Source organism: Noviherbaspirillum sp. ST9 (assembly GCF_048799745.1).
Lineage (GTDB): Bacteria > Pseudomonadota > Gammaproteobacteria > Burkholderiales > Burkholderiaceae_D > Noviherbaspirillum.
Genome location: NZ_JBLWFR010000010.1, coordinates 102,306 through 128,969, shown reverse-complemented (window position 1 = coordinate 128,969; position 26,664 = coordinate 102,306). Strand labels below are relative to the sequence as shown.

At 61.7% G+C, this 26,664-nt stretch carries 23 protein-coding genes; 10 read left to right on the top strand and 13 right to left on the bottom strand.

All coding sequences use genetic code 11. From position 1 onward, the window contains the following. Position 1: 1 nt before the first annotated feature. Positions 2 to 1,162, bottom strand: a complete 1,161-nt coding sequence (locus tag ACNOHI_RS21880; RefSeq protein ID WP_420476826.1) for an aminotransferase class V-fold PLP-dependent enzyme — start codon at positions 1,160 to 1,162, stop codon at positions 2 to 4. A gap of 31 nt (positions 1,163 to 1,193) precedes the next feature. Beyond that, complete coding sequence (locus ACNOHI_RS21875) at positions 1,194 to 2,075, bottom strand: LysR family transcriptional regulator (protein WP_420476825.1); 882 nt, start codon at positions 2,073 to 2,075, stop codon at positions 1,194 to 1,196. Positions 2,076 to 2,200: 125 nt separating this feature from the next. Here ACNOHI_RS21875 and ACNOHI_RS21870 point away from each other — a divergent pair, with 125 nt between their 5' ends. Together ACNOHI_RS21870 and ACNOHI_RS21865 are read left to right on the top strand one after the other, a co-directional pair. Then, positions 2,201 to 2,578: a cupin domain-containing protein gene (locus ACNOHI_RS21870; protein WP_420476824.1), complete on the top strand. Its 378-nt coding sequence runs from the start codon at positions 2,201 to 2,203 to the stop codon at positions 2,576 to 2,578. Positions 2,579 to 2,674: 96 nt separating this feature from the next. Beyond that, on the top strand, positions 2,675 to 4,948 hold the full coding sequence (locus ACNOHI_RS21865) for a UvrD-helicase domain-containing protein (RefSeq protein ID WP_420476823.1): 2,274 nt from the start codon (positions 2,675 to 2,677) through the stop codon (positions 4,946 to 4,948). Between the two features lie 2 nt (positions 4,949 to 4,950). On the opposite strand, the gene ACNOHI_RS21860 is transcribed toward ACNOHI_RS21865, so the two are convergent. The 5 genes from ACNOHI_RS21860 to ACNOHI_RS21840 form a co-directional block, all read right to left on the bottom strand. Next, on the bottom strand, positions 4,951 to 6,177 hold the full coding sequence (locus ACNOHI_RS21860) for an HD-GYP domain-containing protein (RefSeq protein WP_420476822.1): 1,227 nt from the start codon (positions 6,175 to 6,177) through the stop codon (positions 4,951 to 4,953). Between the two features lie 103 nt (positions 6,178 to 6,280). Beyond that, complete coding sequence (locus ACNOHI_RS21855; protein WP_420476821.1) at positions 6,281 to 7,066, bottom strand: BPSS1780 family membrane protein; 786 nt, start codon at positions 7,064 to 7,066, stop codon at positions 6,281 to 6,283. Between the two features lie 2 nt (positions 7,067 to 7,068). Further along, the gene (locus tag ACNOHI_RS21850) at positions 7,069 to 8,025 is read right to left on the bottom strand and encodes a homoserine kinase (RefSeq protein WP_420476820.1); all 957 of its coding nucleotides are present in this window, start codon (positions 8,023 to 8,025) and stop codon (positions 7,069 to 7,071) included. Between the two features lie 53 nt (positions 8,026 to 8,078). Next, positions 8,079 to 8,483 (bottom strand): DUF2782 domain-containing protein, encoded by a 405-nt coding sequence (locus ACNOHI_RS21845; RefSeq protein ID WP_420476819.1) that lies wholly within the window; start codon positions 8,481 to 8,483, stop codon positions 8,079 to 8,081. Positions 8,484 to 8,571: 88 nt separating this feature from the next. Continuing rightward, complete coding sequence (locus tag ACNOHI_RS21840; RefSeq protein WP_420476818.1) at positions 8,572 to 9,309, bottom strand: TIGR00730 family Rossman fold protein; 738 nt, start codon at positions 9,307 to 9,309, stop codon at positions 8,572 to 8,574. On the opposite strand from ACNOHI_RS21840, the gene polA reads away from it, so the two are divergent. From polA to ACNOHI_RS21825, 3 genes are all read left to right on the top strand, one after another. Further along, entirely contained in the window at positions 9,310 to 12,054 is a 2,745-nt protein-coding gene (polA, locus tag ACNOHI_RS21835) for a DNA polymerase I (protein ID WP_420476817.1), read from the top strand. It begins immediately after the preceding gene. Between the two features lie 28 nt (positions 12,055 to 12,082). Beyond that, positions 12,083 to 12,967, top strand: a complete 885-nt coding sequence (locus ACNOHI_RS21830) for a dienelactone hydrolase family protein (protein WP_420476816.1) — start codon at positions 12,083 to 12,085, stop codon at positions 12,965 to 12,967. Positions 12,968 to 13,206: 239 nt separating this feature from the next. After that, positions 13,207 to 13,890, top strand: a complete 684-nt coding sequence (locus ACNOHI_RS21825; RefSeq protein WP_420476887.1) for a ZIP family metal transporter — start codon at positions 13,207 to 13,209, stop codon at positions 13,888 to 13,890. Here the strand turns inward: ACNOHI_RS21825 and ACNOHI_RS21820 are convergent, their stop codons facing one another. From ACNOHI_RS21820 to ACNOHI_RS21810, 3 genes are all read right to left on the bottom strand, one after another. Continuing rightward, entirely contained in the window at positions 13,891 to 14,745 is an 855-nt protein-coding gene (locus ACNOHI_RS21820; RefSeq protein WP_420476815.1) for a sulfurtransferase, read from the bottom strand. Between the two features lie 14 nt (positions 14,746 to 14,759). Further along, entirely contained in the window at positions 14,760 to 15,689 is a 930-nt protein-coding gene (locus ACNOHI_RS21815) for a DMT family transporter (RefSeq protein ID WP_420476814.1), read from the bottom strand. 115 nt (positions 15,690 to 15,804) lie between these two features. Further along, on the bottom strand, positions 15,805 to 16,905 hold the full coding sequence (locus ACNOHI_RS21810) for an aromatic ring-hydroxylating oxygenase subunit alpha (protein ID WP_420476813.1): 1,101 nt from the start codon (positions 16,903 to 16,905) through the stop codon (positions 15,805 to 15,807). Positions 16,906 to 17,306: 401 nt separating this feature from the next. Here ACNOHI_RS21810 and ACNOHI_RS21805 point away from each other — a divergent pair, with 401 nt between their 5' ends. Genes ACNOHI_RS21805 through dxs form a run of 3 tightly spaced genes read left to right on the top strand, consistent with a single transcriptional unit; the run spans position 17,307 to position 20,324 of the window. Further along, positions 17,307 to 17,561, top strand: coding sequence for an exodeoxyribonuclease VII small subunit (locus ACNOHI_RS21805; protein ID WP_420476812.1), 255 nt, complete (start codon positions 17,307 to 17,309; stop codon positions 17,559 to 17,561). Next, a complete protein-coding gene (locus tag ACNOHI_RS21800; protein ID WP_420476811.1) occupies positions 17,561 to 18,457 on the top strand; it encodes a polyprenyl synthetase family protein in 897 nt (298 codons plus the stop codon). The genes ACNOHI_RS21805 and ACNOHI_RS21800 overlap by 1 nt, the downstream gene beginning before the upstream one ends. 1 nt (position 18,458) lies before the next feature. Beyond that, positions 18,459 to 20,324, top strand: coding sequence for a 1-deoxy-D-xylulose-5-phosphate synthase (gene dxs, locus ACNOHI_RS21795; RefSeq protein WP_420476810.1), 1,866 nt, complete (start codon positions 18,459 to 18,461; stop codon positions 20,322 to 20,324). Between the two features lie 42 nt (positions 20,325 to 20,366). Here the strand turns inward: dxs and ACNOHI_RS21790 are convergent, their stop codons facing one another. Next, entirely contained in the window at positions 20,367 to 20,927 is a 561-nt protein-coding gene (locus ACNOHI_RS21790; protein WP_420476809.1) for a cob(I)yrinic acid a,c-diamide adenosyltransferase, read from the bottom strand. A 129-nt stretch (positions 20,928 to 21,056) separates the two neighbouring features. Between ACNOHI_RS21790 and ACNOHI_RS21785 the strand changes: the two genes are divergently transcribed. Both ACNOHI_RS21785 and ACNOHI_RS21780 read left to right on the top strand, forming a co-directional pair. Then, a complete protein-coding gene (locus ACNOHI_RS21785) occupies positions 21,057 to 22,469 on the top strand; it encodes an FAD-binding oxidoreductase (protein WP_420476808.1) in 1,413 nt (470 codons plus the stop codon). A gap of 52 nt (positions 22,470 to 22,521) precedes the next feature. After that, entirely contained in the window at positions 22,522 to 23,412 is an 891-nt protein-coding gene (locus ACNOHI_RS21780; protein ID WP_420476807.1) for a LysR substrate-binding domain-containing protein, read from the top strand. A 10-nt stretch (positions 23,413 to 23,422) separates the two neighbouring features. Here the strand turns inward: ACNOHI_RS21780 and ACNOHI_RS21775 are convergent, their stop codons facing one another. Together ACNOHI_RS21775 and ACNOHI_RS21770 are read right to left on the bottom strand one after the other, a co-directional pair. After that, positions 23,423 to 24,985 carry a GlcNAc-transferase family protein gene (locus ACNOHI_RS21775; protein ID WP_420476806.1) on the bottom strand — a complete coding sequence of 521 codons (1,563 nt, stop codon included), beginning with the start codon at positions 24,983 to 24,985 and terminating at the stop codon, positions 23,423 to 23,425. 60 nt (positions 24,986 to 25,045) lie between these two features. Beyond that, complete coding sequence (locus ACNOHI_RS21770; RefSeq protein ID WP_420476805.1) at positions 25,046 to 25,477, bottom strand: hypothetical protein; 432 nt, start codon at positions 25,475 to 25,477, stop codon at positions 25,046 to 25,048. Between the last annotated feature and the right edge of the window lie 1,187 nt (positions 25,478 to 26,664).

Here is a 26,664-nt window from a genome sequence, read left to right as displayed (position 1 = left end):
GTCAGGGCAACTGGCGAAGCGCATGGACGAGCTTCGCCATTTCTTCCGGTGTGTTGTACAAGTGCGGCGTGACGCGCACCACGCGCGTGGTGCCGACCATTGGTGCGACTGTGAAGATCCGGTGCTCAGCCAGCAGGTAATCGACGACAGCCTGCGCATCCCTATCCTTTACGCGGAAGGCGGCAATACCGCATGAGCGTTCCGGCGCATCCGGGATCATGAGCTCAATGCGCTGCAGCGTCTTCGCTTCATTCACCCAGCATTCCTTCAGGTAGCGCAAACGCGCCTCCTTGTTCCTGCCGCCGATGCGGTTGTGGAAGGCGATCGCGTCTTCGATCGCGAGGATGGGGCCCGGCGGTGTCGTGCCGAAACGGGCGAGTTTGCGAATATCTTCGGCGGCATGCGAGGTATCGCCATACAGGGGCGCAATGTCCCTGACCCGGTTGCTCCGGATATACAGCATTCCCACACCCAGCGGGGCGCCCAACCATTTATGCAGATGGACGACGACAAAGCTGCTCTGCAGTTCCGGAAGCCGGTAGTCGATATGCGCGAAGGAATGCGCCGCGTCGACAAACACATCGATACCGAGGTCCTGAGCCATGCGCGCAATTTTTGCCACAGGAAGGATCTGTCCCGTGCGGTGAAGCAGGTGTGTGACGATCAACACGCGAGTCTTCGGCGTAATGGCCTTTCTGTAGGCGGCAAGAATTTCTTCATCGTCGACAGGATGAAACGGCAACTGCACGGGCGCGAGCCGGAAGCGTCCGCGCTGTTCCATCATCGTGAGCGTTTCCTTCACGCTGTCGTAGTCCTGGTCGGCGACGACAACCTCGTCGTCCGGACCGAAGGGATACCCTTGGATCAGGATGTTCATGCCCTCGGTCGGATTACGCACGACGAGGACTTCATCGGCACTGACGCCGAAAAATGCGGCCAGCGACTGCACCACATCCGCAAGGCGTTGCGGATACTTCGTGCGCATGAAGAATGCCGCCTCGCGGTTCACCAGCAGGTTGTACGCTTCCAGCGCATCCATGACCGGTCGACTCGCCATGCCGAAGTAACCGTTTTCGAGGTTGATGAAGTCCGGGCTCGGTTCGTACTGGGACCGAATGTCCAACCAGTAGCGTTCGTCTGAAGCTTCTATGTGCTGAGTCAAGTCATCCCCTTGTTGAAGGCAACAAGCCATTCTACTTGCTGGTCAAGGCATCGATGAAAGCGCGCACGCGCGGCGGCATCAGCCGGTTTCCGGGCCAGATGACGCTGATGGGCAGCGGAGGCGGCTGGAAGTTGCGCAGCACTTCGACGAGGCTGCCCTGTGCCAGTTCCTCGGACGCCATGTAATCCGGCACCTGCGTGAGACCCAGCCCCAGGCAGGCCGCCTTGACCATGCCTTCACCGTCGTCAAGCAGGATGCGGCGCGGTGGATGCGTGTCGATTGTCTTGCCGTCGATGGCGAATTGCACCGGCCGGTCGCGGCCGGACGTTGGGTTGCGGAACAGGATGAAGCTGTGGCCATCGAGTTTTGACGGGTGCTTCGGCGTGCCGTGCCGCTTGAGGTAATCGGGGCTCGCGAAGACGGCTAATTGCTGCGATCCGATCTGCCGGCTCGCAAGACGTGAATCGTCGAGGGCGCTGATGCGGATCGCGGCATCCATGCCATCCTTGACCAGGTCGCAGAACTGGTCGGACAGGCGTACGTCGGCCGTCAATTCAGGATGGCGCAACAGGAGCTTCGCCAGGGCCGGGAGTACGACGCGCTTGCCGTAGGTAATGGGGACATTGATGCGCAGTTCGCCGCGCGGTTCTCCGCTGGCACCTGCCGCAAGGGTTTCCAGTTCGTCGATCTCGGCAAGGATGCGTTCGCAACGGGCAAACAGCGCCTCGCCGTCCGAGGTCAGCGTCACCTGTCGGGTCGTCCGGTGGAAAAGCTTCAGTCCGAGCTGCTCTTCGAGGCGGACGATGCGCTTGGCGACGGTGGAGGGCGTGACCCCCATTTCGCGGGCCGCGACGGCAAAGCTGCCGTGACGTGCGGCGCAGGCGAACGCAAGAAACTGGCTGAATCCGCTCATGGTCGATTGAGGAAAAATTTTCCTTAATATTACGACATTTATTGTCATTCTATCGGCGATCTTCCTGTCGCATACTTCCTTCGTGCCGTCGCCGACGGCAGCGACAAACGATCAAGGAGACCGCAATGCACATCATGTCCAACCAGGCGCCGTCGCCGACGGCCTTTCCCGGTATCGATCACGTCACGCTGGCCGGACGCGAGAACGGACTCGAACATCTTTCAATCTGGCAGCAATCCATCGCACCCGGCGGTGCAACCCCGCCGCATCGCCATGACTGCGAGGAAGTGGTGCTCTGTACGGCCGGCGAGGGAGAATTGCACGCGGACGGACGCGTGGAGCGTTTCTCGGCGAACATGACCATCGTGATTCCGCCGCATGTCGACCATCAGATCATCAGCGTTGGGAAGGAGCCCTTGCAAACGACCGCCGTCTTCGCTTCCACGCCGGTCGGGGTATGGTTGCCGAACGGCGAACCTGTTGCGCTCCCGTGGCCGACTTGAGCGGTACTTGCAAGGAGATCAATTGCGGAAGCGGCAACAGCGGGCGGGCAAGGATTATCCTCACAGCCGAGCGGGCCGCACGCTTATAATCTGCGGATGCAAAATCTCCTCCACAACCTCAACGCGGAACAGCTCGCCGCGGTCACGCTTCCCAATCAATCCGCACTGATCCTCGCCGGCGCCGGCTCGGGCAAAACGCGGGTGCTTACTACGCGCATCGCCTGGCTGATCCAGACCGCCCAGGTGTCACCGGCCGGTGTGCTGGCTGTGACGTTTACGAACAAGGCTGCAAAGGAGATGATGTCGCGGCTGTCGGCGATGCTGCCGATCAACACGCGCGGCATGTGGATCGGTACCTTCCACGGTCTGTGCAACCGCCTGCTTCGTGCACATTATCGCGACGCCGGCTTGCCGCAGACTTTTCAGATCCTCGATTCCGCCGACCAGCTTTCCGCCATCAAGCGCCTGCTGAAGACGCTGAACGTGGACGATGAGAAATACCCGCCGCGCAACCTGATGTACTTCATCAACAATGCGAAGGAGCAGGGACTGCGCGCGAAGGACGTCGACGCGAACGACGACTACAACCGCCGCTTCGTGGAGCTGTACGAAGCCTACGACCAGCAGTGCCAGCGCGAAGGCGTGGTGGATTTCGCGGAACTCCTGCTGCGCACCTATGAGCTTATGACGCGCAACCAGCCGCTGCGCGAGCATTACCAGGCGCGCTTCAAGCACATCCTGGTCGACGAATTCCAGGACACCAACAACCTGCAATATGCGTGGCTCAAGCTGATGGCCGGCGAGCACAATGCGGTGTTCGCGGTCGGCGACGACGACCAGAGCATCTATGCCTTCCGCGGCGCGAATGTGGGCAACATGGTTGCCTTCGAGCGCGAATTCCGCGTGCAGAACCTGATCAAGCTGGAACAGAACTACCGCTCGCATGGCCACATCCTCGATGCCGCGAATATCCTGATCGCCAACAACAGCAAGCGCCTCGGCAAGAACTTGCGTACCGATGCAGGCCATGGCGAGCAGCTGCGGATCTATGAAGCGACGAGCGACATCCAGGAAGCGCAATGGGTGATCGAACAGGCGAAGAGCCTGATCAACGAGGGGGCGGCACGCAGCGAGATCGCGATCCTGTATCGCTCGAATGCGCAATCGCGCGTGATCGAACACGCGCTGTTCACCGCCGGTATTCCGTACCGCGTGTACGGCGGCCAGCGCTTCTTCGAGCGCGCGGAGATCAAGCATGCGATCGCCTACCTGCAGTTGATGGACAATCCGCACAACGATTCGGCCTTCCTGCGCGTGGTGAATTTCCCCACGCGCGGCATTGGCGCGCGCTCCATCGAGCAGTTGCAGGACGCGGCACGCCAGTACGGCATTTCGCTGTATGCGGCGGTGCCTTACGTGACCGGCAAGGCGGGAACCTCGCTCGGGTCCTTCGTCAAGCTGGTTGAAGCCATGCGCTTCGAGACGCAGAACCTGCCGTTGCAGGAAATGGTGCAGGTGATGCTCGACATGAGCACGCTGATTGCGCACTACCAGACCGAGAAGGAAGGCGCGGACCGCATCGAGAACCTGGAGCAGTTGGTCAGCGCCGCCATGCTCTTCGTGTCGGAAGAGGGCTTCGGCATCGACCAGCCGGCGCTGATCGGGCCGAAGGCGCAGGCTTCCGCGGGTGTGCCGCTGCCAAACGGCGATGAAGTCCTGGATGCGGACGCACCCCTGCCCACCGTGATGTCGCCGCTGTCGGCATTCCTCTCGCACGCATCCTTGGAGGCGGGCGACAACCAGGCGCAGGCGGGGCAGGATGCCTTGCAGCTGATGACGGTGCATTCGGCCAAGGGACTGGAGTTTGACGCCGTGTTCATCACGGGCTTGGAAGAGGGCTTGTTCCCGCACGAGAACAGCGCGCAGGAAGAGGGCGGGCTGGAGGAAGAGCGGCGCCTGATGTACGTGGCCATCACGCGCGCCAAGAAGCGGCTTTTCCTGAGCTTCTCGCAGACGCGCATGCTGCACGGCCAGACGCGTTACAACATGAAGTCGCGCTTTCTCGAAGAGTTGCCTGAAGAGGCGATCAAGTGGCTGTCCCCGAAAGTGCAGCCGCAATGGTTCGGCAATACGCGCAAGTCTGCGTGGGACGATGCGCCCGAAGCAGGTGCCAACAAGATCGCGCAAACCTTCAGCCGCAAGGATTCCGGCTGGCGCATCGGCGAGTCGGTGTCACATCAGAAGTTCGGTGAAGGCGTGATCGTCAACATCGAGGGCAGCGGCACCAATACGCGCGCCCATATCAATTTCGGTAAGCATGGCATGAAGCTGCTCGACCTGAATATTGCGAAGCTGGAACGCGTGAGTTGACGCTACTGCGCAAACTCGAAAAACTTCATCGGATCCACGCGCCACTTCTCGCGTGACTCGTGGCTGACGATCTTGTCGCCGCCGCCGAGGCCGAGCGGTTTTGACAGGTCGACATCGACCGGCTTGATGTAGGTGTTGGACTTGGCGCTGAAGAAAGCTCTGACCTTCGGCGCCAGCAGGTTCGTCTCATGCGGTTCGATCACCACGCCAAGCCGGCCGGATTCCAGCAGCACCAGCGTGCCGACCGGGTAAATGCCGACGCAGCGCATGAAGCTTTGCACGTGCTGCGGATTGAAGTGGAACTTGCTCCACTCGAAGATCTTGCGCAGCGCTTCCGCCGCCGACATGCCCTTGTGGTAGCAGCGATCGGCGGTGATCGCGTCGTACACGTCGACGATGGCCGCCATCTGCGCCACGGTGCTGATCTTTTCACCGGGCAGCTTGTCCGGATAGCCGCTGCCGTCCATCCGTTCATGATGATGCAGGGTGATGTCCAGCGGGATCTCTCCCACACCCGGCGTCTTCAGCAGGATGTCGTAACCATCCTTCGGATGCTTGCGGATGATCTCGAATTCCTCGTCGGTCAGCCTGCCCGGCTTGTTCAGCACCGCGTCCGGAACCAGTGCCTTCCCGGTGTCATGCAGCAGCCCACCCAGTCCTGCCTGGCGCGTCAGTTCCGGATCGATGCCGGACGAACGACAGAAGGCCACCAGCAGGGTGCAGACGCTGACCGAATGCAGGAAGGTGTAGTCGTCCTTGTTCTTGATGCGAAGGAGTCCGGTCAGGGCGCCGGGATTGCGCAGGATGGATTCGGTGATGTTCTGCACCACCGGTTCGACCTGGTCCAGCTCGATCGCCTTGCCCAGGCGCGCGTCGTGCATGACGGTGCGCACCAGCTGGTGTGCCTGGTTCTTGACCTGCCTGGCACGGTTCATTTCTTCGGCGAGTGTGACGCGTGCTACGGTTGCAGGCTGTCCGGCGGCGATGGCCACGAGTTCCTTTTCGAGCGCTTTTTGTGCCTGCTCCGCGGTGGGCGCATCGGCGACGTCGAGGCCCTTTTCCGTGTCGATGTACAGCTCGTGGATTCCGGCCTCGACGACTTTCCGGATGTCGTCGTCGGAGGTAATGAGGAGGCGGTTGCGCGCGAACGGATGATCGATCCAGTGGCAGCTGAAGTCGTGCACGAACATGCCGACTTTCAGTTGGCGAATGCCGATTTTCTTGATCATCCACGCCTCCACGCGAAGCCGCCCGAAGAAAGTCGGGCGGCGGCATTCAGCGAGTATAGGAGGTTTGTTGCCGTCGTGCAAAAGCGCGCCCGGCGGCGCGCCCTTATTGGGGCAGGGATGGGACGGTCCGGGAGTCCGGGCGTCCGAAGACGTGGGTGTACGTGGGGTAGAAGGAGCAGTACATAACGACCGTCAGCACGAGAGACACGGTCAGCAGCACGATCATGACCGCGAAAGCCTTGCCGACGACCAGCGCGACGATGCTGCTGAGCACTGCGGGCAGGATCACGCCGATGAGCACCCACGACAGTCCGTAGACGAGGAACGCCATGCCGGAACGCTTGACGGCAAAGAAGCTGTAGAAGATTGCCTTGCCGATGCCCATGTCCTGCCAGGCGATCAGTGGCGCGGCATACCAGAAGGCCATCGCGGCCGGGGTGTAGACGGCCGCCGAGAACATCATCGACAGCGACAGGTTGGAACCACGGATCGCGTCCGTGTCCAGGGCCTTTTGACCCGACATGATTTCCCAGAACATACCGCCGTCAATGACTGCCGACGCCGCAACGGCAATGACCGCGGCAACGAGGTACAGGACGCCGAGCTGCAGCAGGCGCTTCACTGCGGGCGAGCGGAAGCCGGCCAGCAACAGGTTGGGATACACCTTCTTGCCTTGTTCAATCTGCAGGCAGGCTTGCATGAAGGCCATCGAGAATACCGGGATGAGCACCAGCGGCAGCACCTGTCCGAGGAGGGGCAGGAAGCCGACGGCCATCATCAGGAACATGTAGGCCAGGAACAGCGTGGAAATCTCGGCCGGTTGCTTGCGGAACAGCGCGAATCCTTCCTTGACCCAGTTCCAGCCGGCGATTGGGGGTAGTTTGTCCATCGTCAGAATAATTCCGGAACCGGTTTGTTGATGCGCTCGCGCAGGATGCGTTCGAAATGCGTCGGATCGTGCGGCGTCAGCATCTCCGCCTCGCGCGGCATGTAGAAGTCATACAGGCGCGACAGCCAGAAGCGCAGCGCCCCCGCCTGCAGCGTGGGACGCCATGCTGCCTTTTCGGCAAGGGTGAAGGGACGCACACGATGGTAAGCGTCGAGCATTGCACGCACGCGGACCTCGTCGAGTTCGCCCGTCTGCAGGTTGATGCACCAGTCGTTGACCGTCACCGCGACGTCAAAGATCCAGGTGTCGCATCCGGCAAAGTAGAAATCGAAGAAGCCGGTCAGGCGCTCGCCGTCGAACATCACATTGTTGCGGAACAGGTCGGCATGCACCGGGCCACGCGGCAACTGGTGGTAGATCGCCGACGCGGCGAAGGCTTCCTGCGTATGGATTTCCGCGCGCAGCAGGTGCTGTGCTTCTTCAGGCAGGTAGGGCAGGACGACCGGAGTCGTTGCGCGCCACCATTCCAGACCACGCAGGTTTGGCTGCTGGATCGGGAAGTCCTGTCCGGCAAGATGCATTTTCGCCAGCATGGCGCCGACGGCGGCGCAGTGCACGGGCTTCGGGTCCAGCTGCGACGTGCCTTCCAGCTTCGTCACGATGGCCGTCGGCTTGCCGTGCAGCGCATGCAGGATATCACCGTTGCGGTTGGCAATCGGTCCCGGCACCAGTACGCCGCGGTCGGCAAGGTGGCGCATCAGTTCCAGGTAAAACGGCAGTTGCTCGAATGTCAGCTTTTCGAAGATCGTCAGGACATATTCGCCCGTTTCGGTCGTCAGGAAGAAATTGCTGTTTTCAATGCCGGATGAAATGCCTTTGACCGCGAGCGGTTTGCCGAGGGAAAACTGCGTGAGCCAGGGTTGGAGGTCATCGAGGCTGACCGGGGTGAATACTGCCATGAGTCGAATTGAATAAAGGTCGAAAATCGGGCGACGCGCCGTCGCGCACGGGTTTATTTCTTCGCGGGGGCTTCCGGCGGAACAGGAATGTCGGCGGCTTGCGCTTCTTCCTGTTCCTTCGTCTTCGGCCTGCCGAGGTCGAATTCCTTCACTTCCCACTGCGCAGGACGAATTGTATTACTCTGCAGATCGCCCGGCTGCGCGCTGCCGGCGGATTCGTTCGGTTTTACCACATACGAGCTGCCGCCGGCGGTGACCTTCACTTCGGTCACTTTGCCGCCGGGGGCGCGCTTTTCCTGGATTCGGCTCTTCTGGTCAGGTTTTCGGATGGTGACCGCCGGTGCTTCGCCTTCTTCCAGCTTTTCCAGTTTTGGAGGCTGCTGGGCCGAAGCGGCCAGTGATATTGCCTGGATGGCAATGCCTGCGATGATGAGGCGCCATGCCTTGTTTGTGCACATGATAGGGTAGGGGTGTTGTTGAAATGCCTTGGCCCGAAAGCAATCAAGCCTCAAGGCAATATTCTAGCAAACGACCCCTTTCCTTCCGTCAGAGATAAGCGCCCGGTTCCTTGCTGTCTTCGGACAGGAGTTCGTGGTGCGCTTCGTAAAAAGCAAAGATCGCTTCGACGACGTTGGCCGGCTCATCGATCAGCTGGATGAGGTTCATGTCCTGCGGAGCAATCATTCCGTCGGCAACGAGCCTATCCTTGAACCAGTCGATCAGTCCGCCCCAGAACGACGTGCCGACGAGGATGACCGGAATGCGGCGTGACTTGCCGGTCTGGATCAGCGTCAGCACTTCGGTGAATTCGTCGAGCGTGCCGAAACCGCCCGGCATGACCACGTAGGCATCCGCATACTTGACGAAGGCCACCTTGCGCGCAAAGAAATGGCGGAAGCTGATCGAGATGTCCTGCCACGAATTGCTCGCCTGTTCATGCGGCAGTTCGATGTTCAGGCCCACCGAGGAAGAGGCGCCTTCAAAGGCTCCCTTGTTGGCCGCTTCCATGATGCCGGGGCCGCCGCCGGAGATGACGGCAAGGCCGGCATCGGACAGCCGGCGCGCGATGTCGATCGTCTTCTGGTAGTACGGATCGTCCGGCTTGATGCGTGCCGAACCGAAGATCGAAACGGCCGGACGCAACTCCGCGAGGCGTTCGGTCGACTCGATAAACTCTGCCATAATCGTGAGCATATGCCACGACTCGCGCGCCTTCTTCGCGGTCGCGCGATTGATGTCCGCGATCTGCCGCAGGCGCGGCACGTTTTTTCCCTTTGACACCATATGAATAAAACCCTGTTGTTAGTTGACGGTTCCAGCTACCTGTACCGTGCCTTCCATGCAATGCCCGACCTGCGCAACGCCGAAGGTGCGCCGACAGGAGCCATCTACGGCATGATCAACATGCTGCGCAAACTCCGTAACGATTACTCTGCAGCATACATCGCATGCGTGTTCGACGCAAAAGGAAAAACCTTCCGCGATGACCTGTATCCAGAGTACAAAGCGCAGCGTCCGCCGATGCCGGAAGACCTCGCGCGGCAGATCGAACCAATCCACGAAGCAGTGCGTGCGCTGGGCTGGCCGATCCTGATGGTCGAAGGCATCGAAGCCGACGACGTCATCGGCACGCTGGCAACGCAAGCCGTCGAGCACGGGATGGAAGCCGTCATCTCGACGGGCGACAAGGACATGGCGCAACTCGTGAATGCGCATGTCACCCTGATCAACACCATGACCAACGAGAAGCTCGACATCGCGGGAGTGACGGCAAAGTTCGGCGTGCCGCCCGAGCGCATCGTCGATTACCTCACGCTCATCGGCGACACGGTGGACAACGTGCCCGGCGTTGACAAGGTCGGCCCGAAGACCGCGGTCAAGTGGCTCACGCAGTACGGCACGCTCGACAACATCATCGCGCAGGCCGCAAGCATCGGCGGCGCGGTCGGCGAGAACCTGCGCCGTGCGCTCGACTGGTTGCCGACGGGCCGCAAGCTCATCACCATCAAGAACGATTGCGATCTCGTCAACCACATGGTCTCCATTCCGGAGTCGCTCGTCGCCAAGCCGATGGACAAGGACGCGATGATCGACTTCTTCAAGCGCTACGGGTTCAAGACCTGGCTGCGCGAGCTGGCCGGAGACGACGCCGTGCCGGCACGTCCGGCTGTGGAAAGCGCAGCGCCGCAGGGCAGCCTGTTCGATGCACCGGCAGCGCCCGAGAAGACGGAATACGAAACGGTGCTGACTGAAGCGCAGCTCGACCGCTGGATCGAGACGATCAATGCCGCAGCGCTCACCTCCGTCGACACCGAGACGACGTCGCTTGAACCGATGCGCGCGCAGCTGGTCGGCATCTCCCTCTGCTGCCATCCCGGTATCGCCGCCTACATTCCTGTTGCCCATCACTATCAGGACGCTCCCGCGCAACTCTCGCGCGAACTTGTTCTGGAAAAGCTGAAACCCTGGCTTGAAGACGCGGGCAAGCGCAAGGTCGGGCAGAACCTCAAGTACGACAGCCACATCTTCGCGAACCATGGCGTCATCCTGCGCGGCATCGAACACGACACACTGCTCGAGTCCTATGTATTCGAATCGCACAAGAGCCACGACATGGACAGCATGGCGTTGCGCCACCTGAACCGAAAGACAATCACGTTCGAGGAAGTGTGCGGCAAGGGCGCTTCGCAAATCTGTTTCGACCAGGTTCCCATCGAGCGCGCGACCGAGTATGCCGCCGAGGACGCGGACATCACGCTGCAACTGCACAACGCGATGTGGCCGCGCGTCCATCAGGACGAGGGGTTGAAGTTCATCTATGAAAAGATCGAGGTGCCGACCTCCGTCGTGCTGCAGAAGATCGAGCGCAACGGCGTGCTGATCGACAAGGACTTGCTGTCGGCCCAGTCGCATGAACTCGGCTTGCGCATCATGGAGATGGAAAAGCAGGCGTACGAGCTTGCAGGCCAGCCGTTCAACCTCAACTCGCCGAAGCAGATCGGCGAGATCTTTTTCGACAGGCTGCAACTTCCAGTGGTGAAGAAAACGCCGTCGGGCACGCCGTCCACCGATGAAGAGGTGCTGCAGAAGCTGGCGGAGAATTATCCGCTACCGAAGATCCTGCTCGACTATCGTGGCTTGTCGAAACTGAAGTCGACCTATACCGACAAGCTGCCGAAGATGGTCAACCCGGACACCGGACGCGTGCATACCAATTATGCGCAGGCGGTTGCCGTTACGGGACGCCTCGCCTCGAACGACCCTAACCTGCAGAACATCCCGGTGCGCACCGCCGAGGGTCGGCGCATTCGCGAGGCATTCATCGCACCGCCGGGCAGCGTCATTGTCTCGGCCGATTATTCGCAGATCGAACTGCGCATCATGGCGCACATTTCGGGTGACGAGAACCTGTTGCGCGCCTTCGCGGAAGGTGAAGACATCCACCGTGCCACGGCTGCTGAAATTTTCGGCGCTGCGCCAGCGGACGTAACCAGTGAGCAGCGTCGCTATGCGAAGGTGATCAACTTCGGACTGATCTATGGCATGAGCGCTTTCGGCCTCGCGAGCAACCTCGGCATCGAGCGTTCGGCCGCGCAGATGTACATCGACAAATACTTCCAGCGTTATCCGTCCGTTGCGCAGTACATGGCCGACACGCGCACGCAGGCCAAGGCGCACGGCTATGTGCAGACGGTATTCGGCCGTCGCCTGTGGCTCGCGGAAATCAACTCTCCGAATGGCCCGCGCCGGCAGGCGGCAGAGCGTGCGGCGATCAATGCGCCGATGCAGGGGACAGCGGCCGACCTCATCAAGCTTTCAATGATCGCCGTGCAGGACTGGCTGGAAGCCGAGCGGCTGGAGTCGAAGATGGTGATGCAGGTGCACGACGAATTGGTGCTCGAAGTGCGCGAATCCGAATTGTCGTATATTCAACACAAGCTTCCCGAGCTGATGAGCAGCGTCGGCAAGCTCAAGGTTCCGCTGATCGCCGAAGTGGGTGTCGGCAGGAACTGGGAAGAGGCCCATTGAACGAACACACGACATTCGGAGGATTGCAGTGCGGAACTTCAACGCAGATTTCGACAGTCTTGTAGCAAAAACGCCCCTGTCCGACGGCGTCGACCGCCGAGGATTCCTGAAGACGGCATTCGGCACCGGTTTCGCGGCGGCGGTCCTGCCGGTTGCCGCACAAACCATGATCAGGACCGATACGACCGGGCTGACGGCCGGTGAGGTGAGCATCACGGTCAACGGCGAGAAAGTGCCGGTCTATCGCGCACAGCCGGAAGGCAAGACCGGCTTGCCGGTGGTGATCGTGGTTTCCGAGATTTTCGGCGTGCATGAACACATCGCCGACGTCGCACGCCGTTTTGCCCAACAGGGCTATCTCGCCCTCGCGCCGGATTTGTTCGTCCGCCAGGGCGATCCGGCGAAGATGGCGTCGATTCCGGAAATCCAGAAGGAAATCATTGCCAAGGTGCCCGATGCGCAGGTCATGGCCGACCTCGATGCCTGCGTTGCATGGGCCGGGGGCAATGGCGGCAACACGGACAAGTTGGGCATCACCGGATTCTGCTGGGGTGGACGAATCACCTGGCTTTATTCGGCGCACAATCCAAAGGTGAAGGCGGGCGTCGCGTGGTATGGCCGCCTCGTGGGCGACAAGACGGCGCTGACGCCGCAGCAGCCGGTGGACGTCGGCGCCACGTTGAAGACGCCGGTGCTGGGCCTGTACGGCGGAAAAGATGGCGGCATCCCTTTGGATACCGTCGAGAAGATGAAGGGCGAACTTGCCAAGGGCGGGCGCAAGTCCCAGTTCGTGGTTTACCAGAATGCGGGGCATGCCTTCCATGCGGATTACCGGCCGAGCTATGTCGAGTCAGACGCGAAGGATGCCTGGCAGCGGTGCCTGGACTGGTTCAAGAAATACGGCGTGGCCTGACTGGCCTGTCGCATCGCTATCCCGGCCGTGCCGGGATTTTTTTTGACCAAAACCGACGGGCCTTCGACAGGGCCGTTTGCCGAAAAAGCCAGTCTGTGCTTTAATTTGCAACTTTGTTGCATTTAAGCCGAGGCCCCAAAATCGACTCCCCGCTGTCTTCCATCCTGCTTGCCACGACGCTCGCCGGTGTCCTGAGCATTACCGCAGCGGCGGTGTTCTCGTTTTCGCTCCTGTCGAAGATGGTCGAACGCATGGTCAGCCTGTCGGTCGGCATCCTGTTGTCGACGTCGCTGCTGCATGCGCTGCCCGAGGCCTTCGAGTCAGACGCTGACGCGCATGCCCTGTTTGCGACGCTGCTCGCCGGTCTGCTCGGATTCTTCCTGCTGGAGAAAATGGCCATTCTGCGTCACTCGCACCACTATGAAGGCGACGGCCACGGACATGAGCATGGTCACGATGCGCACGAGGCCGGCAAGGCTGGATGGATGATCCTGGTGGGGGATGGACTGCACAACTTCACCGACGGCATCCTGATTGCCGCGGCCTTCCTCGCTGATCCTGGATTGGGATTGATTACCGCGCTGGCGATCGTCGCACACGAAATTCCGCAGGAGATCGGCGATTTCATCGTGCTGCTCAATGCGGGATTCAGCAGGGCGCGCGCGTATGTCTACAACCTGCTATGCAGCCTGATGGCGGTTATCGGAGGCCTGGTGGGTTATGCGGCGCTGGATCGTGCGACCGACCTGATTCCCTTCGTGCTTGTCTTTGCCTCTTCGGGTTTCATCTACATCGCAGTCAGCGACCTCATGCCGCAGATGCAGCGCCGCGCGACGCTGCGCGAAACCATTCCACAAGTCGTGCTGATTGCCGTCGGCGTGCTGGTCGTGCTTTTCCTGACCGGCCAGACGCATGGCCACTGATCAGCTATCGGTTGCCACCGGCCGCGAGGGATCCGAGCACCATTCGCTCCACGAACCCGGATAGAGGACGGGGCGCTTGAGGCCGGCAATTTCCATCGCAAGCAGGTTGTGGCAGGCGGTCACGCCCGAGCCGCAATGCATGATCGTCTTCTCGGGCGCGATCGACAGCGCGCCGAAATCATCGCGCAACTCGCCCGGAGACTTGAAGCGTCCATCTGCCTGCAGGTTATCCTTGAAGAAGCGATTCTTGGCGCCGGGAATGTGGCCGCCGACCGGATCCAGCGTTTCATTCTCGCCGCGGAAGCGGTCCGGGGCGCGCGCGTCGATGACGGTGTAGACAGGATTGCGCAGGTTGGCGAGCACATCGTCGACGCTCACGGTCGATACCAGCGGATAGTGCGGCTCCGCATTGCCGCGCGGGCGCGACACCGGCGTGGTTGCCAGCGGCAGTCCGAGCGCCTGCCAAGCCTGTATCCCGCCGTCGAGGACAGCCACCGCTTCATGTCCGGTCCAGCGCAGCATCCACCACAAGCGCGCCGCGAACATCCCGCCATGCGCATCGTATGCAATGACCTGGGAGCCATGGTTCACGCCCCAGCGCCGCAGCGTCTCAACGAAGGCAAAACGTTCGGGAAGAGGGTGGCGTCCGCGGAATTCGCCGTGCGGTCCCGGGCTCTTGTCGGACAGGTCGCATTCCACATCCGCGAACTGTGCGCCGGGAATATGCCCGCCCTCGTAGGCGGCCCTGCCGGCGTCAGGCGCGGTCAGGTCATGGCGGCAGTCGAGCACGACCCAGTCGGCGTCATGGACGTGACGTGCAAGGTCTTCGGCGGATATCAACGTGGTGTAAGACATGGTCCCCTGGTTTCCTAGACTTCGGTAGCAATCGGATCGTTTGCATCGGCAACCGACTTGCCCGCGGACTGCGCCGCGGTTTTGCGTGCATTGTAATAGGTGGCGGCGAGGCCGCTAGCCAGGATGACAGAAATTCCGATCCATCCCGTCCAGGTCAACACATCGCCCCATATCAGGATACCCCAGATGCTCGAGAATACAATCCCGGTGTACTGGAGGTTGGCCGTGACGAGCGTTTTCCCGAGCCGGTAAGCGCGCGTCATTGCCATCTGCGCCACGGTCGCCGTGACGCCGATCGACAGCAGCAGTGCGATGCCCTGCAGGCTGTGTGCGCTGAGCGCAATGCCTTTGCCACCGGGGAGGAATGCGCCAGCCAGTCCGGCGAGAAAACCCGTCACGGAAAAATAGAAGACCACGCGGTATTCCGGTTCTCCCATCTGCCCCAGCTTCTTCACCTGCAGGTAAGCAAGCGCCGAGAGCATGCCCGATCCGAGGCCGATGAGTCCGGCGAACCACTGGTCGGCCTGGAAGGCGGGTTTCAGCAGCATGGTGACGCCGATGAAGCTGAACAGGATGGCAGTCGCCAGGCCCCACTCGAACCTGTTCTGTCCTCGCCACCACCCCACGGTGAAAAGAATGGCGGCGATCCAGATCGGCGACATGTAATTGAGCGTCATGCCGGTGGCGATTGGAAGCTTGCCGATCGAGTAGAACCACATCCAGAGCGCGGTCACGCCGACAGCGCCGCGCCAGACATGGTGCCAGGGCAGCGCGGTGCGAAAGGTGCCGCCGCGGACAATGACCAGCGCGCCGAGGAAGACGGTGCCGACCAGTCCGCGATACATCACGATTTCGGAAATGGAGTAGGTCTGCGACGCGATCTTCACGCACACGCCCATGATGGAAAAAACGAAGCTTGCAAACAACATCCAGAGCGATTGCATGGGGGCGTGCCGACAGGTGAACTGCGTGAGGAGGATCGAGGGAGCCCTCGATGATACGCCGAATCCGGCGAGCAGGCAGGAAGGCGGGCGATGCGACGCATCGCCCGGATGAGGTTTATACGGAGATGCGTGCGCGGTACCACTCGTGGAAGTGCTGCATGCCGTCTTCCATCGGCGACTGGTACGGCCCGACCTCGTTCTCGCCGCGGTCGAGCAGGATTCGGCGGCCGGCATCCATGCGAATGCCGATCTCGTCGTCCTCGATGCAGGTCTCCATGTAGGCCGCGCGTTCGGCCTCGACGAACTCGCGCTCGAACAGCACGATTTCCTCGGGGTAGTAGAACTCGACGACGTTGGTCGTCTTCTGCGTGCCGTTCGGCCACACGGTGGACACGGCCAGCACATGCGGATACCACTCGACCATGATGTTCGGGTAGATCGTGAGCCAGATCGCGCCATAGGGCGGCGCCACGCCGTTGCGGAACTTCATGACCTGTTCCTGCCACTTGCGGTACTTCGGCGAGCCGAACTTCGACAGGCCGCTGTTGATGCCCACGGTCTGCACGCTGTAGTTGTCGCCGAACTCCCAGCGCAGGTCGTCGCAGGTGACGAAGTTGCCCAGGCCAGGATGGAAGGGCTCGACGTGGTAGTCCTCGAGGTAGACCTCGATGAAGGTCTTCCAGTTGTAGTCGCAGTCGTGCACCTCGACGTGATCCAGCATGTAGCCGGAGAAGTCGAGGTCCTTCGTGACGCCGAGCTTGCCCATCAATGCCGCGATGTCGAAACCGTTCTGCTCGAACAGCAGGCCGTTCCAGTTCTGCAGCGGCGTTTTCGACAGGTTGGAGCAGGGCGTCTCGCCGAAGTGCGGCGCCCCGATCAGCTCACCCTTGAGATCGTAGGTCCAGCGATGCAGCGGGCACACGATGTTGTTCGCATTGCCCCGGCCGTCGAGCATCTTGGCCTGGCGATGACGGCACACGTTCGAGAGCAGTTCGATACCCTGCGGTCCGCGCACCAGCATGCGGCCCTCGTTTTCCCATGGCAGCGTGGCATAGTCGCCCGCGTTGGGCACCATGAGCTCATGGCCGACGTAACGAGGCCCTTGATGAAAAAGTTGTTTGATTTCCTGCTGTAACAGCGAGTCGTCGAAGTAGACGTTGACCGGAAGTTGCGCGTTGGACTGCGCGAGCTTGGCGACAGAAGCCAAATCGGACATCCCCACCCCCAAATTAATTTGCACCAACCTAAGAGAGAAAGAATCCGCAAAAACCAGTATTCAAATAAGATGAAACGGAAATTTTGGACAGAACGGGAGATTATACCCCAGCGGTCATTGCAAGTCCCCCAGCGCTTTTACCGAGAGGCAAAACAGGCGGCAAGAAGCGCGTTATAAAAAATGCAATGGCAAGCCCGGTATGCGCACAAACGTGTCCGTGGTGTGAAAAGGCCAGATTGCCATGCACTCTTCCGCAGTGGTCTGTTCCAGGCGGAATACCGCTTGATCTTGCGCAGAATCGGCGCATTTTTCCGCTATATGGGTAATTCTCCGTTTCTGCGCCTCAACTGCATCAGGTGGTTTGTTCTAAAATATCGGGCTACACTTAAATTTTGTCCACCATGTCAAAGAAATCATCGCCGGCGGGCGATCCCGTGTCCTTTGAGGATGCGATGGCCGAACTGGAGCAGCTCGTTGCCCAGATGGAGGCCGGTGAATTGCCGCTGGAAGCGTCGGTGGCCGCCTACAAGCGCGGCTCCGAACTGGTCAAATATTGTGCAGGGCAGCTCGACAAGGTCGACAGCCAGGTGAAGGTGCTCGAAGGCGACATGCTCAAGCCGTTCACTACCGATACTGCACCCGAGGCGGACGAATAATGACAGTTGCGCTGGGTTTTCAGGACTGGATGAAGGACGTCCAGTCCACTATGGAAGATGCGCTGGCTTCGTTCCTGCCGCCGTCGTCGCATATTCCTTCGCGCCTGCACGAGGCGATGCGTTACGCCGCACTCGATGGCGGCAAGCGCGTTCGGCCCCTGCTGGTGTTTGCCGCCGGAGAACTGTTCGACGCCGATCCGGCCGTGCTGGCACGCGCGGGCGCGGCGGTCGAAATGATCCACGCGTACTCGCTCGTACACGACGACATGCCCTGCATGGACGACGACGCGCTGCGCCGTGGCAAGCCGACAGTCCACGTGAAGTACGACGAAGCGACCGCCCTGCTGGTGGGCGATGCACTGCAGTCGCAAGCGTTCATCGTGCTCTCGGAAGGAGACGCCGCCGATGCCGCGCGCAGGCTGGACATGCTGCGCCTGCTGGCGCGCGCATCCGGCTCGGTTGGCATGTGCGGCGGTCAGGCGATCGACCTCGACAGCGTCGGTATGTCGCTGTCGCTGGGCGAACTGGAGAACATGCATCGCCTGAAGACCGGCGCCCTGCTGCGTGCATCCGTGCTGCTGGGCGCATTGGCCGGCAAGCGGTTGACGCCGGACGAAACCGAGTCGCTGGATGCCTATTCGGCGGCGATCGGCCTGGCGTTCCAGGTGGTGGACGATGTCCTCGATGCGACGGCCGATTCGGCCACCCTCGGCAAAACCGCGGGCAAGGATGCGGCGGACAACAAGCCGACCTACGTATCGATTCTCGGCCTGGAAGAATCCCGGGCACTGGCGGAAAAACTGCGGAACGACGCACATCGTGCGCTCGCACCGTTCGGAGACAAGGCACGACGCCTCCGCGAACTCGCGGACCTGATCGTGCAACGGAAAGCATAGTATGGATTTGTTGAAGAGCATCAACGGACCCGCGGACCTGCGCAAGCTGTCGCGCATGCAACTCAAGCCGCTGGCGGACGAATTGCGCGCCTTCGTGCTCGACTCGGTATCCAAGACCGGCGGGCACCTGTCGTCGAACCTCGGCACGGTCGAACTGACCATCGCGCTGCACTACGTGTTCAATACGCCGGAAGACCGCATCGTGTGGGACGTGGGGCACCAGACCTATCCGCACAAGATCCTCACCGGCCGCCGCGACCAGATGCACACGCTGCGCCAGTTGAACGGCATCTCCGGCTTCCCGAAGCGCGACGAGAGCGAGTACGACACCTTCGGCACCGCGCATTCCTCGACCTCGATTTCCGCCGCGCTGGGCATGGCTATGGCTGCGCGGTGCAAGGGCGAGAACCGCCACGCCATTGCCGTCATCGGCGACGGCGCGATGACCGCCGGCATGGCCTTCGAGGCGCTCAACAATGCGGGCGTCTACCACGACGTCAACCTGCTGGTGATCCTGAACGACAACGACATGTCGATCTCGCCGCCGGTGGGTGCACTCAACCGCTACCTCGCGCGCCTGATGTCGGGCAAGTTCTACGCTGCCGCACGCAACGTCGGCAAGCAGGTCCTGCCCGGCCCGATGCTGGAGCTGGCCAAGCGCCTCGAGGAACATGCCAAGGGCATGGTGATGCCGGCGACGATGTTCGAGGAATTCGGCTTCAACTACATCGGCCCGATTGATGGCCACGACCTCGAGTCGCTGGTCCCGACCCTGCAGAACCTCAAGAACCTGAAGGGCCCGCAATTCCTGCACGTGGTGACGAAGAAGGGCCAGGGGTACAAGCTGGCCGAAGCCGACCCGGTGCTGTACCACGGTCCCGGCAAGTTCAATCCCGCCGAGGGCATCAAGCCGGCGACGGTGACCAAGGTGACGTACACCCAGGTGTTTGGCGACTGGCTGTGCGACATGGCCGAACAGGACGAGAAACTCGTCGGCATCACGCCGGCCATGCGTGAAGGTTCCGGCCTGGTGCAGTTCGAGCAGCGTTTCCCGAATCGCTACTACGACGTCGGCATCGCCGAGCAGCATGCAGTGACCTTTGCCGCCGGACTTGCCTGCGAAGGGCTCAAGCCGGTGGTGGCCATCTACTCGACCTTCCTGCAGCGCGGCTATGACCAGTTGATCCACGACGTGGCGCTGCAGAACCTTGACGTGACTTTCGCGCTCGACCGTGCGGGCATCGTCGGCGCTGACGGCGCGACGCACGCGGGCAATTACGACATCGCCTTCCTGCGCTGCATCCCGAACATGGTCGTGATGGCGGCCTCCGACGAGAACGAGTGCCGCCACATGCTGTCGACCGCCTACCAGTTCAAGGGGCCGGCGGCGGTGCGCTATCCGCGTGGAGCCGGTATCGGTGCGACCGTTGAAAAAGACCTGAAGACCATCCCGCTTGGCAAAGGTGAAATCCGTCGCGAAGGCAAGGACATCGCAATCCTCGCGTTCGGCACCATGCTCGCGCCAAGTTTGGCCGCAGCGGAATCGCTCGATGCCACGGTGGCGAATATGCGCTTCATCAAGCCGCTCGACGTCGAGCTGGTCAAGCAGCTGGCGCAGACGCACGATGTGCTCGTGACAGTCGAAGAGGGCTGCGTGATGGGCGGTGCCGGTTCGGCTGTGTCCGAGGCGCTCGCGGAAGCCGGCATCGTGAAACCGGTGCTGCATCTCGGCCTGCCCGACAAGTTCATTGACCATGGCGATGCGGCGCACCTGCTCGCCGCTTGCGGGCTGGACGGTAAAGGCATTGTCGCTTCCATCCGGAAACGCTTCGACAAGGGCGAGCCCAGGCTCGTGGTCAACAACTGATAAAAAAAGCGACGCATATGCGTCGCTTTTTTTTCGCCGCCGTCACTCGACGTCGCGCTTCCTGTCCTTCTCCCACAGCACGTCGCTGCCGCCTGCAAAGCGGTTCAGCACGCGCGACAGCACGAACAGCAGGTCGGACAACCGGTTCAGGTATTGCCTCGGATTGGCATTGAGCGTTTCGTTGTTGCCCAGCGTGACGACCGCGCGCTCGGCGCGGCGGCAGATCGTACGGCACACATGCGCAAGCGCCGCGCCGCGCGATCCTGCCGGCAGGATGAAATCCTTCAGCGGCGGCAGGTCGGCATTGTATTTTTCCAGCAGCGCATCCAGGCGCGCAACGTGCACATCCGTGATCAGCGTGTAGCCGGGAATGCACAGCTCGCCGCCGAGGTCGAACAGGTCGTGCTGGATCGAGAAGAGTTCTTCGCGCAAGGCCGGCGGCAGTTCTTCGCATAGCAGCAGGCCGATGTGTGAATTGAGTTCGTCCACGTCGCCCATCGCATGCACGCGCAGGCTGTCCTTGGGAACCCGGGTGCCGTCGCCGAGTCCGGTCGTGCCGTTGTCGCCAGTACGCGTCGCGATTTTCGAAAGTCTGTTGCCCATGGCATGTCCAAGCAAAAGGGAAAACGCGAGCATACGGCAAAAACACCGCGTTCGCTGTCATCCGGACGCCAATAGTCGGGTTGTTGGCATCAGAGTAAAATCGAACGACAACCGTATAACGGAGACAATATGAACCACCCCGCCCAACTGGCCGCGCTCAAGAAGCCCCTGCCGGACGAATTGCTGGCCGCGCTGCAGGCCATATTCGAAGACCGTGTTTCCACTTCCCAAGCGATGCGCGAGCACCACGGGCGGGATGAATCCTCCTACGACCCGATGTTGCCGGACGCGGTGGTGTTTGCACAGACCACAGAGGAGGTGGCGGAAGTGGTCAAGCTGTGCAGCGCGCACGAGATCCCGATCATTCCCTACGGCACCGGCACATCGCTGGAAGGCCACATCCTTGCGCTGCGGGGCGGCGTGACGATCGACCTGTCGCAGATGAACAAGGTACTGGCGGTACACGCGGAAGACCAGACGGCGACGGTGCAGGCCGGCGTGACCCGCAAGCAACTCAACCAGGACATCCGCGACACCGGCCTGTTCTTCCCGATCGATCCCGGCGCTGATGCCTCGCTCGGCGGCATGGCTGCCACGCGTGCCTCAGGGACTAATGCAGTGCGTTACGGCACGATGCGCGAAAACGTGCTCGCGCTGACGGTGGTCACATCCGACGGCCGCATCATCAAGACGGGGACGCGCGCCAAGAAGTCCTCCGCCGGCTATGATCTCACGCGCATCTTCGTGGGCAGCGAAGGCACACTCGGCATCATCACCGAGGTCACCGTCCGGCTCTATCCCCAACCGGAAGCTGTGTCGGCGGCCGTGTGTTCGTTTCCCAGCACGGCGGCGGCGGTCAATGCCGTGATCCAGACCATCCAGATGGGCGTGCCGGTCGCGCGCGTGGAGTTTCTGGATGAAAACTGCGTGCGGGCCGTTAATGCGTACGACAAGATGAGCCTGCCCGAAAAGCCAATCCTGCTGTTCGAATTCCATGGCAGCGAGAACAGCGTGCAGGAGCAGGCGCAGGTCGTGCAGGACATCTCCAGCGAACACGACGCGATTGCCTTCGAGTGGGCGACGCGTCCGGAAGACCGCACGCGTCTCTGGGCGGCCCGCCACAATGCGTATTTCGCCATGCTGCAGATGCGACCGGGCGGGCGTTCGATTTCCACCGACGCCTGCGTGCCGATCTCTCGCCTCGCGGAATGCATCCTCGATACCCAGGCGGATTGTGAAAAAAATGACATGATCTACGGCATCGTCGGCCATGTCGGGGACGGCAATTTCCACGTGCTGATGATGGTGGATCCGCATGACGAGGCGGACGTGGCCAAGGCCGAGGGCATTAATTCGCGCATGGTGGCGAGGGCGATCTCGATGGACGGCACATGCACTGGCGAACACGGCGTGGGGATGCACAAGATGGATTTCCTAGTGCAGGAGCATGGGGAAGGCGCGATCGAGACAATGCGCGTGCTCAAGCACGCATTTGATCCCAAAAACATATTGAACCCCGGTAAAATCATCCGATGGGACTGAGGCTTCGCAACGAGGCCGGTTCTGGAGTTTCCCGAGTTAAGGATCGATCTTTATGGCCACCCGCCTCCCGCCGGTTCATGCACTATCCGCATTCGAAGCGGCAGCCCGTCACGGTTCCTTTGCAGTCGCTGCCGATGAACTGTGCATTACGCCTTCCGCGCTGTCGCATCGCATTCGACTGCTGGAGGATTTCGTCGGGGAGCGCCTGTTCCTGCGGGACGGCCGTACGGTCACTCTGTCGGAGTTCGGGCGCCGCTACCTCGACGTCGTCAAGGCGGCTCTCCGCACGTTGACCGACTTCCCCCTGCCGCATCGCTCGGCGCCGGCACAGCCGCGCATCAAGATCACCGTTCCACCGACCTTCGCGCGCTGCCTGCTCGTGCCGCGCCTGGCCGAGTTCACGGCACAGCATCCCGATATCGTGATCGAGCTGTTCCTGTCCGTGCCGTTGTATGACTTGAGCCTGTCCGAGAGCGATGTGGAGGTGCGGTTCGGTGCCGGCAAGTATCCGGACCTCGTGACCGAAAAGTTGTACGAAGAGCCAACCTTTGCGGTCTCCAGCCCGCAGTACCTGGAAAAAATCGGCGGGCTGAAGAACCCGGCCGATCTGCAGAAGGCATCGTTGCTGCGTTCTGCGCTTGAGCCCTGGCAGCCGTGGTTTGAAGTCGCCGGCCTTGATTGGCCGGAGCCGTCGACCGGGCTGCGGCTGGATGACTTGGGCCTGCTGCTTGAAGCGGTGCGCCACGGCCACGGGGTCGGACTGACGCGCAAGCACTTCGTGCAGAACCTGATCACCACCGGCGAAATCGTGCCCTTGTTCCCCGACGTGCAGCTCAAATCCCCGCCGCACGCGTACTACATCGTCTATGAAAAGCCGGCGCGCGATCGCCCGGAAGTGAGTGCCTTCGTCGACTGGTTGCTGGAGACCTACCGTAACGTCTAGGACATCCCTGTCACTCGGGCAGATCGGATATCGCCCACACACCCAATTGCTTGGTTCCGCCTTCGTTCAGCGCGAGGCGAGGCAAAGGAAGGTTGAATGGCGCGGCGGTGAGGTCCAGCGGCTGCCAGCCGCCGCTGCGGATCCATGTATTGCGGCCAATAGCGTGCGTGGTCGAAATCAGGTATTTCGCGCCGCTGCGGCGGAAGTGCTGCAGGGCCATCAGCACCGCGTCGAGCGGGAGATGGGTCAGGCAATCGCGGCACAGGATGGCATCGCTTTCCGGCAGCGTCGTCGTCACGATGTCCGTATCCGAGAAAAAGCAGTTGGTGCGGCCCTGCATGGTGCCACGCGCCTCCGCGACCAGTTCCGGCACGATGTCGAATCCGAAGTAGAAACGCAGCGAGCCGGCCAGGTTCTTCATCCAGTTCAAATCCCCGCAGCCCGCGTCGGCGAGGATGCGCACGTCGAGGAAGTCCAGCGTCTTCGGCAGCCATTCACGCAGCGCTGTCGTTTCCGACAAGGCTGAACCGGCCCCCGAGCGCGTCTCGGCACAGGCCCACAGGTTTTCTTTCCAGATGCGGGTAAACACCGCTTTGCGCGCGGCAACCTGCTCTGGGTTGTCCGCCTGCATATCGGGCCGCTGCAGTGGCCGGCCTTGATAGAGGCGGGCGCGGAAATCCAGCCCGGAAAATGCTTCGTACTCCGCCAGCGAGCGCGTCGCACCGAGCCCGAAGCGGTCGATGTCCACCAGGTCTTCACCATGCCTCGTCAGTTCGATGCCGAGCAGATGGCGGATGCGTTTGCGTGCGTGCAGGTTCAGCGTGCTCCAGTCGGTCTGGTCGCGCCAGTGCCGCGGACGTTCCGGCCGCCGGCCGTAATCGTGATAGGCGACCACCGCATTGGGCACATGGATATCCCAGCCCTTGGTCCACATGCGGACCGCGAGCGTGATTTCCTCGCCCTCGAAATAGATGTGGGGATCGTAGGGGACTTCTTCGATCAGCCGCGCCGACGCGAAGATCAGGCCTGCGCCGATGAAGGCATTTTGCGGCGGAAGCGCCGGTGCGTCCTTCAGGCTCCTGATCTCGGAGCGCTGCGAGAGCGTGCCGTGGTCGTCGAATTCCTTGGGGTAGATGGTCACCATGCCATCGTCGGCCAGCTGGTCCGGCGGGGTAAAGGCCAGGGGATAGGTCGACAGCACCGGCTTCGGGCTCGCGCACTTGCCGAGCATGTCGATCAGCAGTTCATCCCAGCCCGGGGCGAAACGCATATGGCTGTCCACTTGCAGGAAGTAGTCCTCGCCGCGCCAGAGTGTCTGTACCTGGCTGCGCGCCCAGCACACGCCCCGGCTTTCCGACGCGTGGACCTTGATGGTCCTGACCTGTTCCGGCCGCGTATCGAGGACAAAGCAGTCGTCGTCTTCCCCCGGGACGTGCTGCCAGCAGATGCCGATGAACACGCGCGCCGGATGCGCAGCCTTCTTGAACAGGTCGCGCACGGTGTTCTGGCAATCGGGATCGCGGTAACTGGCGATGGAGACGAAGATCGACGGAAGCGATGCGCTGGATTCCATAAGCAGGAGAAAAAAAATGGGACGCTTGCCTGCGTCCCATCGTACCAAAGAATTACCGGATTACCACTGCAGTTTGTCGATATGGTCCATGTCGAGATCGCCATGGTCCGAATGACCCTTGCCGGTATCGTGGTCGCTCTTGTCCGAACCATGGCCGTCGACGATCTTCTGGCCGTCGATTTCCTCGGTCCACGTCCCGCCCTGTCCCGACGAGAGATCGTCATTGATATCCATCTCGATCACATCGGACCAGTTCGAGCTGGCGGACGCCTGCGCCTGGCCATGAACATCGCCGAAGGTGAACAGGTCGTCGCTGGCGTCCACATTCGAGCTGTCGGCGTGGCCGGCCGTATCCGACGATCCGTGTCCTGCGGATTGTCCGTCGTCCGCATCGCCTGAAAGGCTCGTGCTCTGTTGCTTGCCGCTGACGCCCTTGCCGTTTCCATCGTCGCTGGACGAGGCGGACTTGTCGTCGTCGTCCGACTTGCTCAATGACTTGGCGGAGCTGGACTTGCCCTTGTTGTCGGGCTTGTCCTCGTGCTTCGGCGCTTCGGTTTGTACCGGCGAATTATTGCCGCCAGCATTCTCGGCGTTGTTGTGGCTGCCTGAGTTGCCGGGGGCGGATTGGTCCCCGTTGCCATGGCCGTTGTTGCCCTTTGGCTCCTCGGTTGGTACCGGCGTTTGCGTCGGGGCAGGCGTACTGCCGCCGGCGTTCTCGGCATTGTTGTGGCTGCCGGAATTGCCGGGAGCGGACTGGTCCCCGTTGCCATGGCCGTTGTTGCCCTGCGGCGCATCTGTTGGTGCTGGTGTTGGGGTCGGCGCAGGCGTATTGCCGCCGGCGTTTTCAGCGTTGTTGTGGCTGCCTGAATTGCCCGGAGCGGATTGGTCGCCATTGCCATGACCGTTGTTGCCCTGCGGCGCATCCGTCGGTGCCGGTGTGGGAGTGGGCGACGGCGTGCTTCCGCCGGCGTTTTCAGCGTTGTTGTGACTTCCTGAATTGCCGGGAGCGGACTGGTCGCCGTTGCCGTGACCGTTGTTGCCCTGTGGTGCATCCGTCGGTACTGGCGTGGAAGTCGGCGCGGGTGTGCCTCCGCCAGCGTTCTCGGCGTTGTTGTGGCTGCCCGAATTGCCAGGCGCGGACTGGTCGCCGTTGCCGTGACCATTGTTACCCTGCGGCCCATTTGGTGTATGCGTTGGGGCCGGCGTCTCGGTGGGAGTCGGCGTCTCGGTCGGCGCAGGCGTCTCGGTCGGAGCAGGTGTCTCGGTCGGAGCAGGCGTCTCAGTCGGAGCCGGGGTTTCAGTCGGAGCCGGGGTTTCAGTCGGAGCCGGGGTTTCAGTCGGTGCCGGAGTTTCAGTCGGAGCCGGCGTTTCGGTCGGAGCCGGAGTCTCAGTCGGAGCCGGCGTCTCGGTCGGAGCCGGAGTCTCGGTCGGCGCCGGAGTCTCAGTCGGAGCCGGCGTTTCAGTCGGAGCAGGCGTCTCAGTCGGAGCAGGCGTCTCAGTCGGAGCAGGCGTCTCAGTCGGCGCCGGGGTTTCGGTCGGAGCCGGCGTCTCGGTCGGTGCAGGCGTCTCAGTCGGCGCAGGAGTCTCGGTTGGAGCCGGAGTCTCAGTCGGTGCAGGCGTCTCAGTCGGCGCAGGAGTTTCGGTCGGAGCCGGAGTCTCAGTCGGAGCCGGAGTCTCAG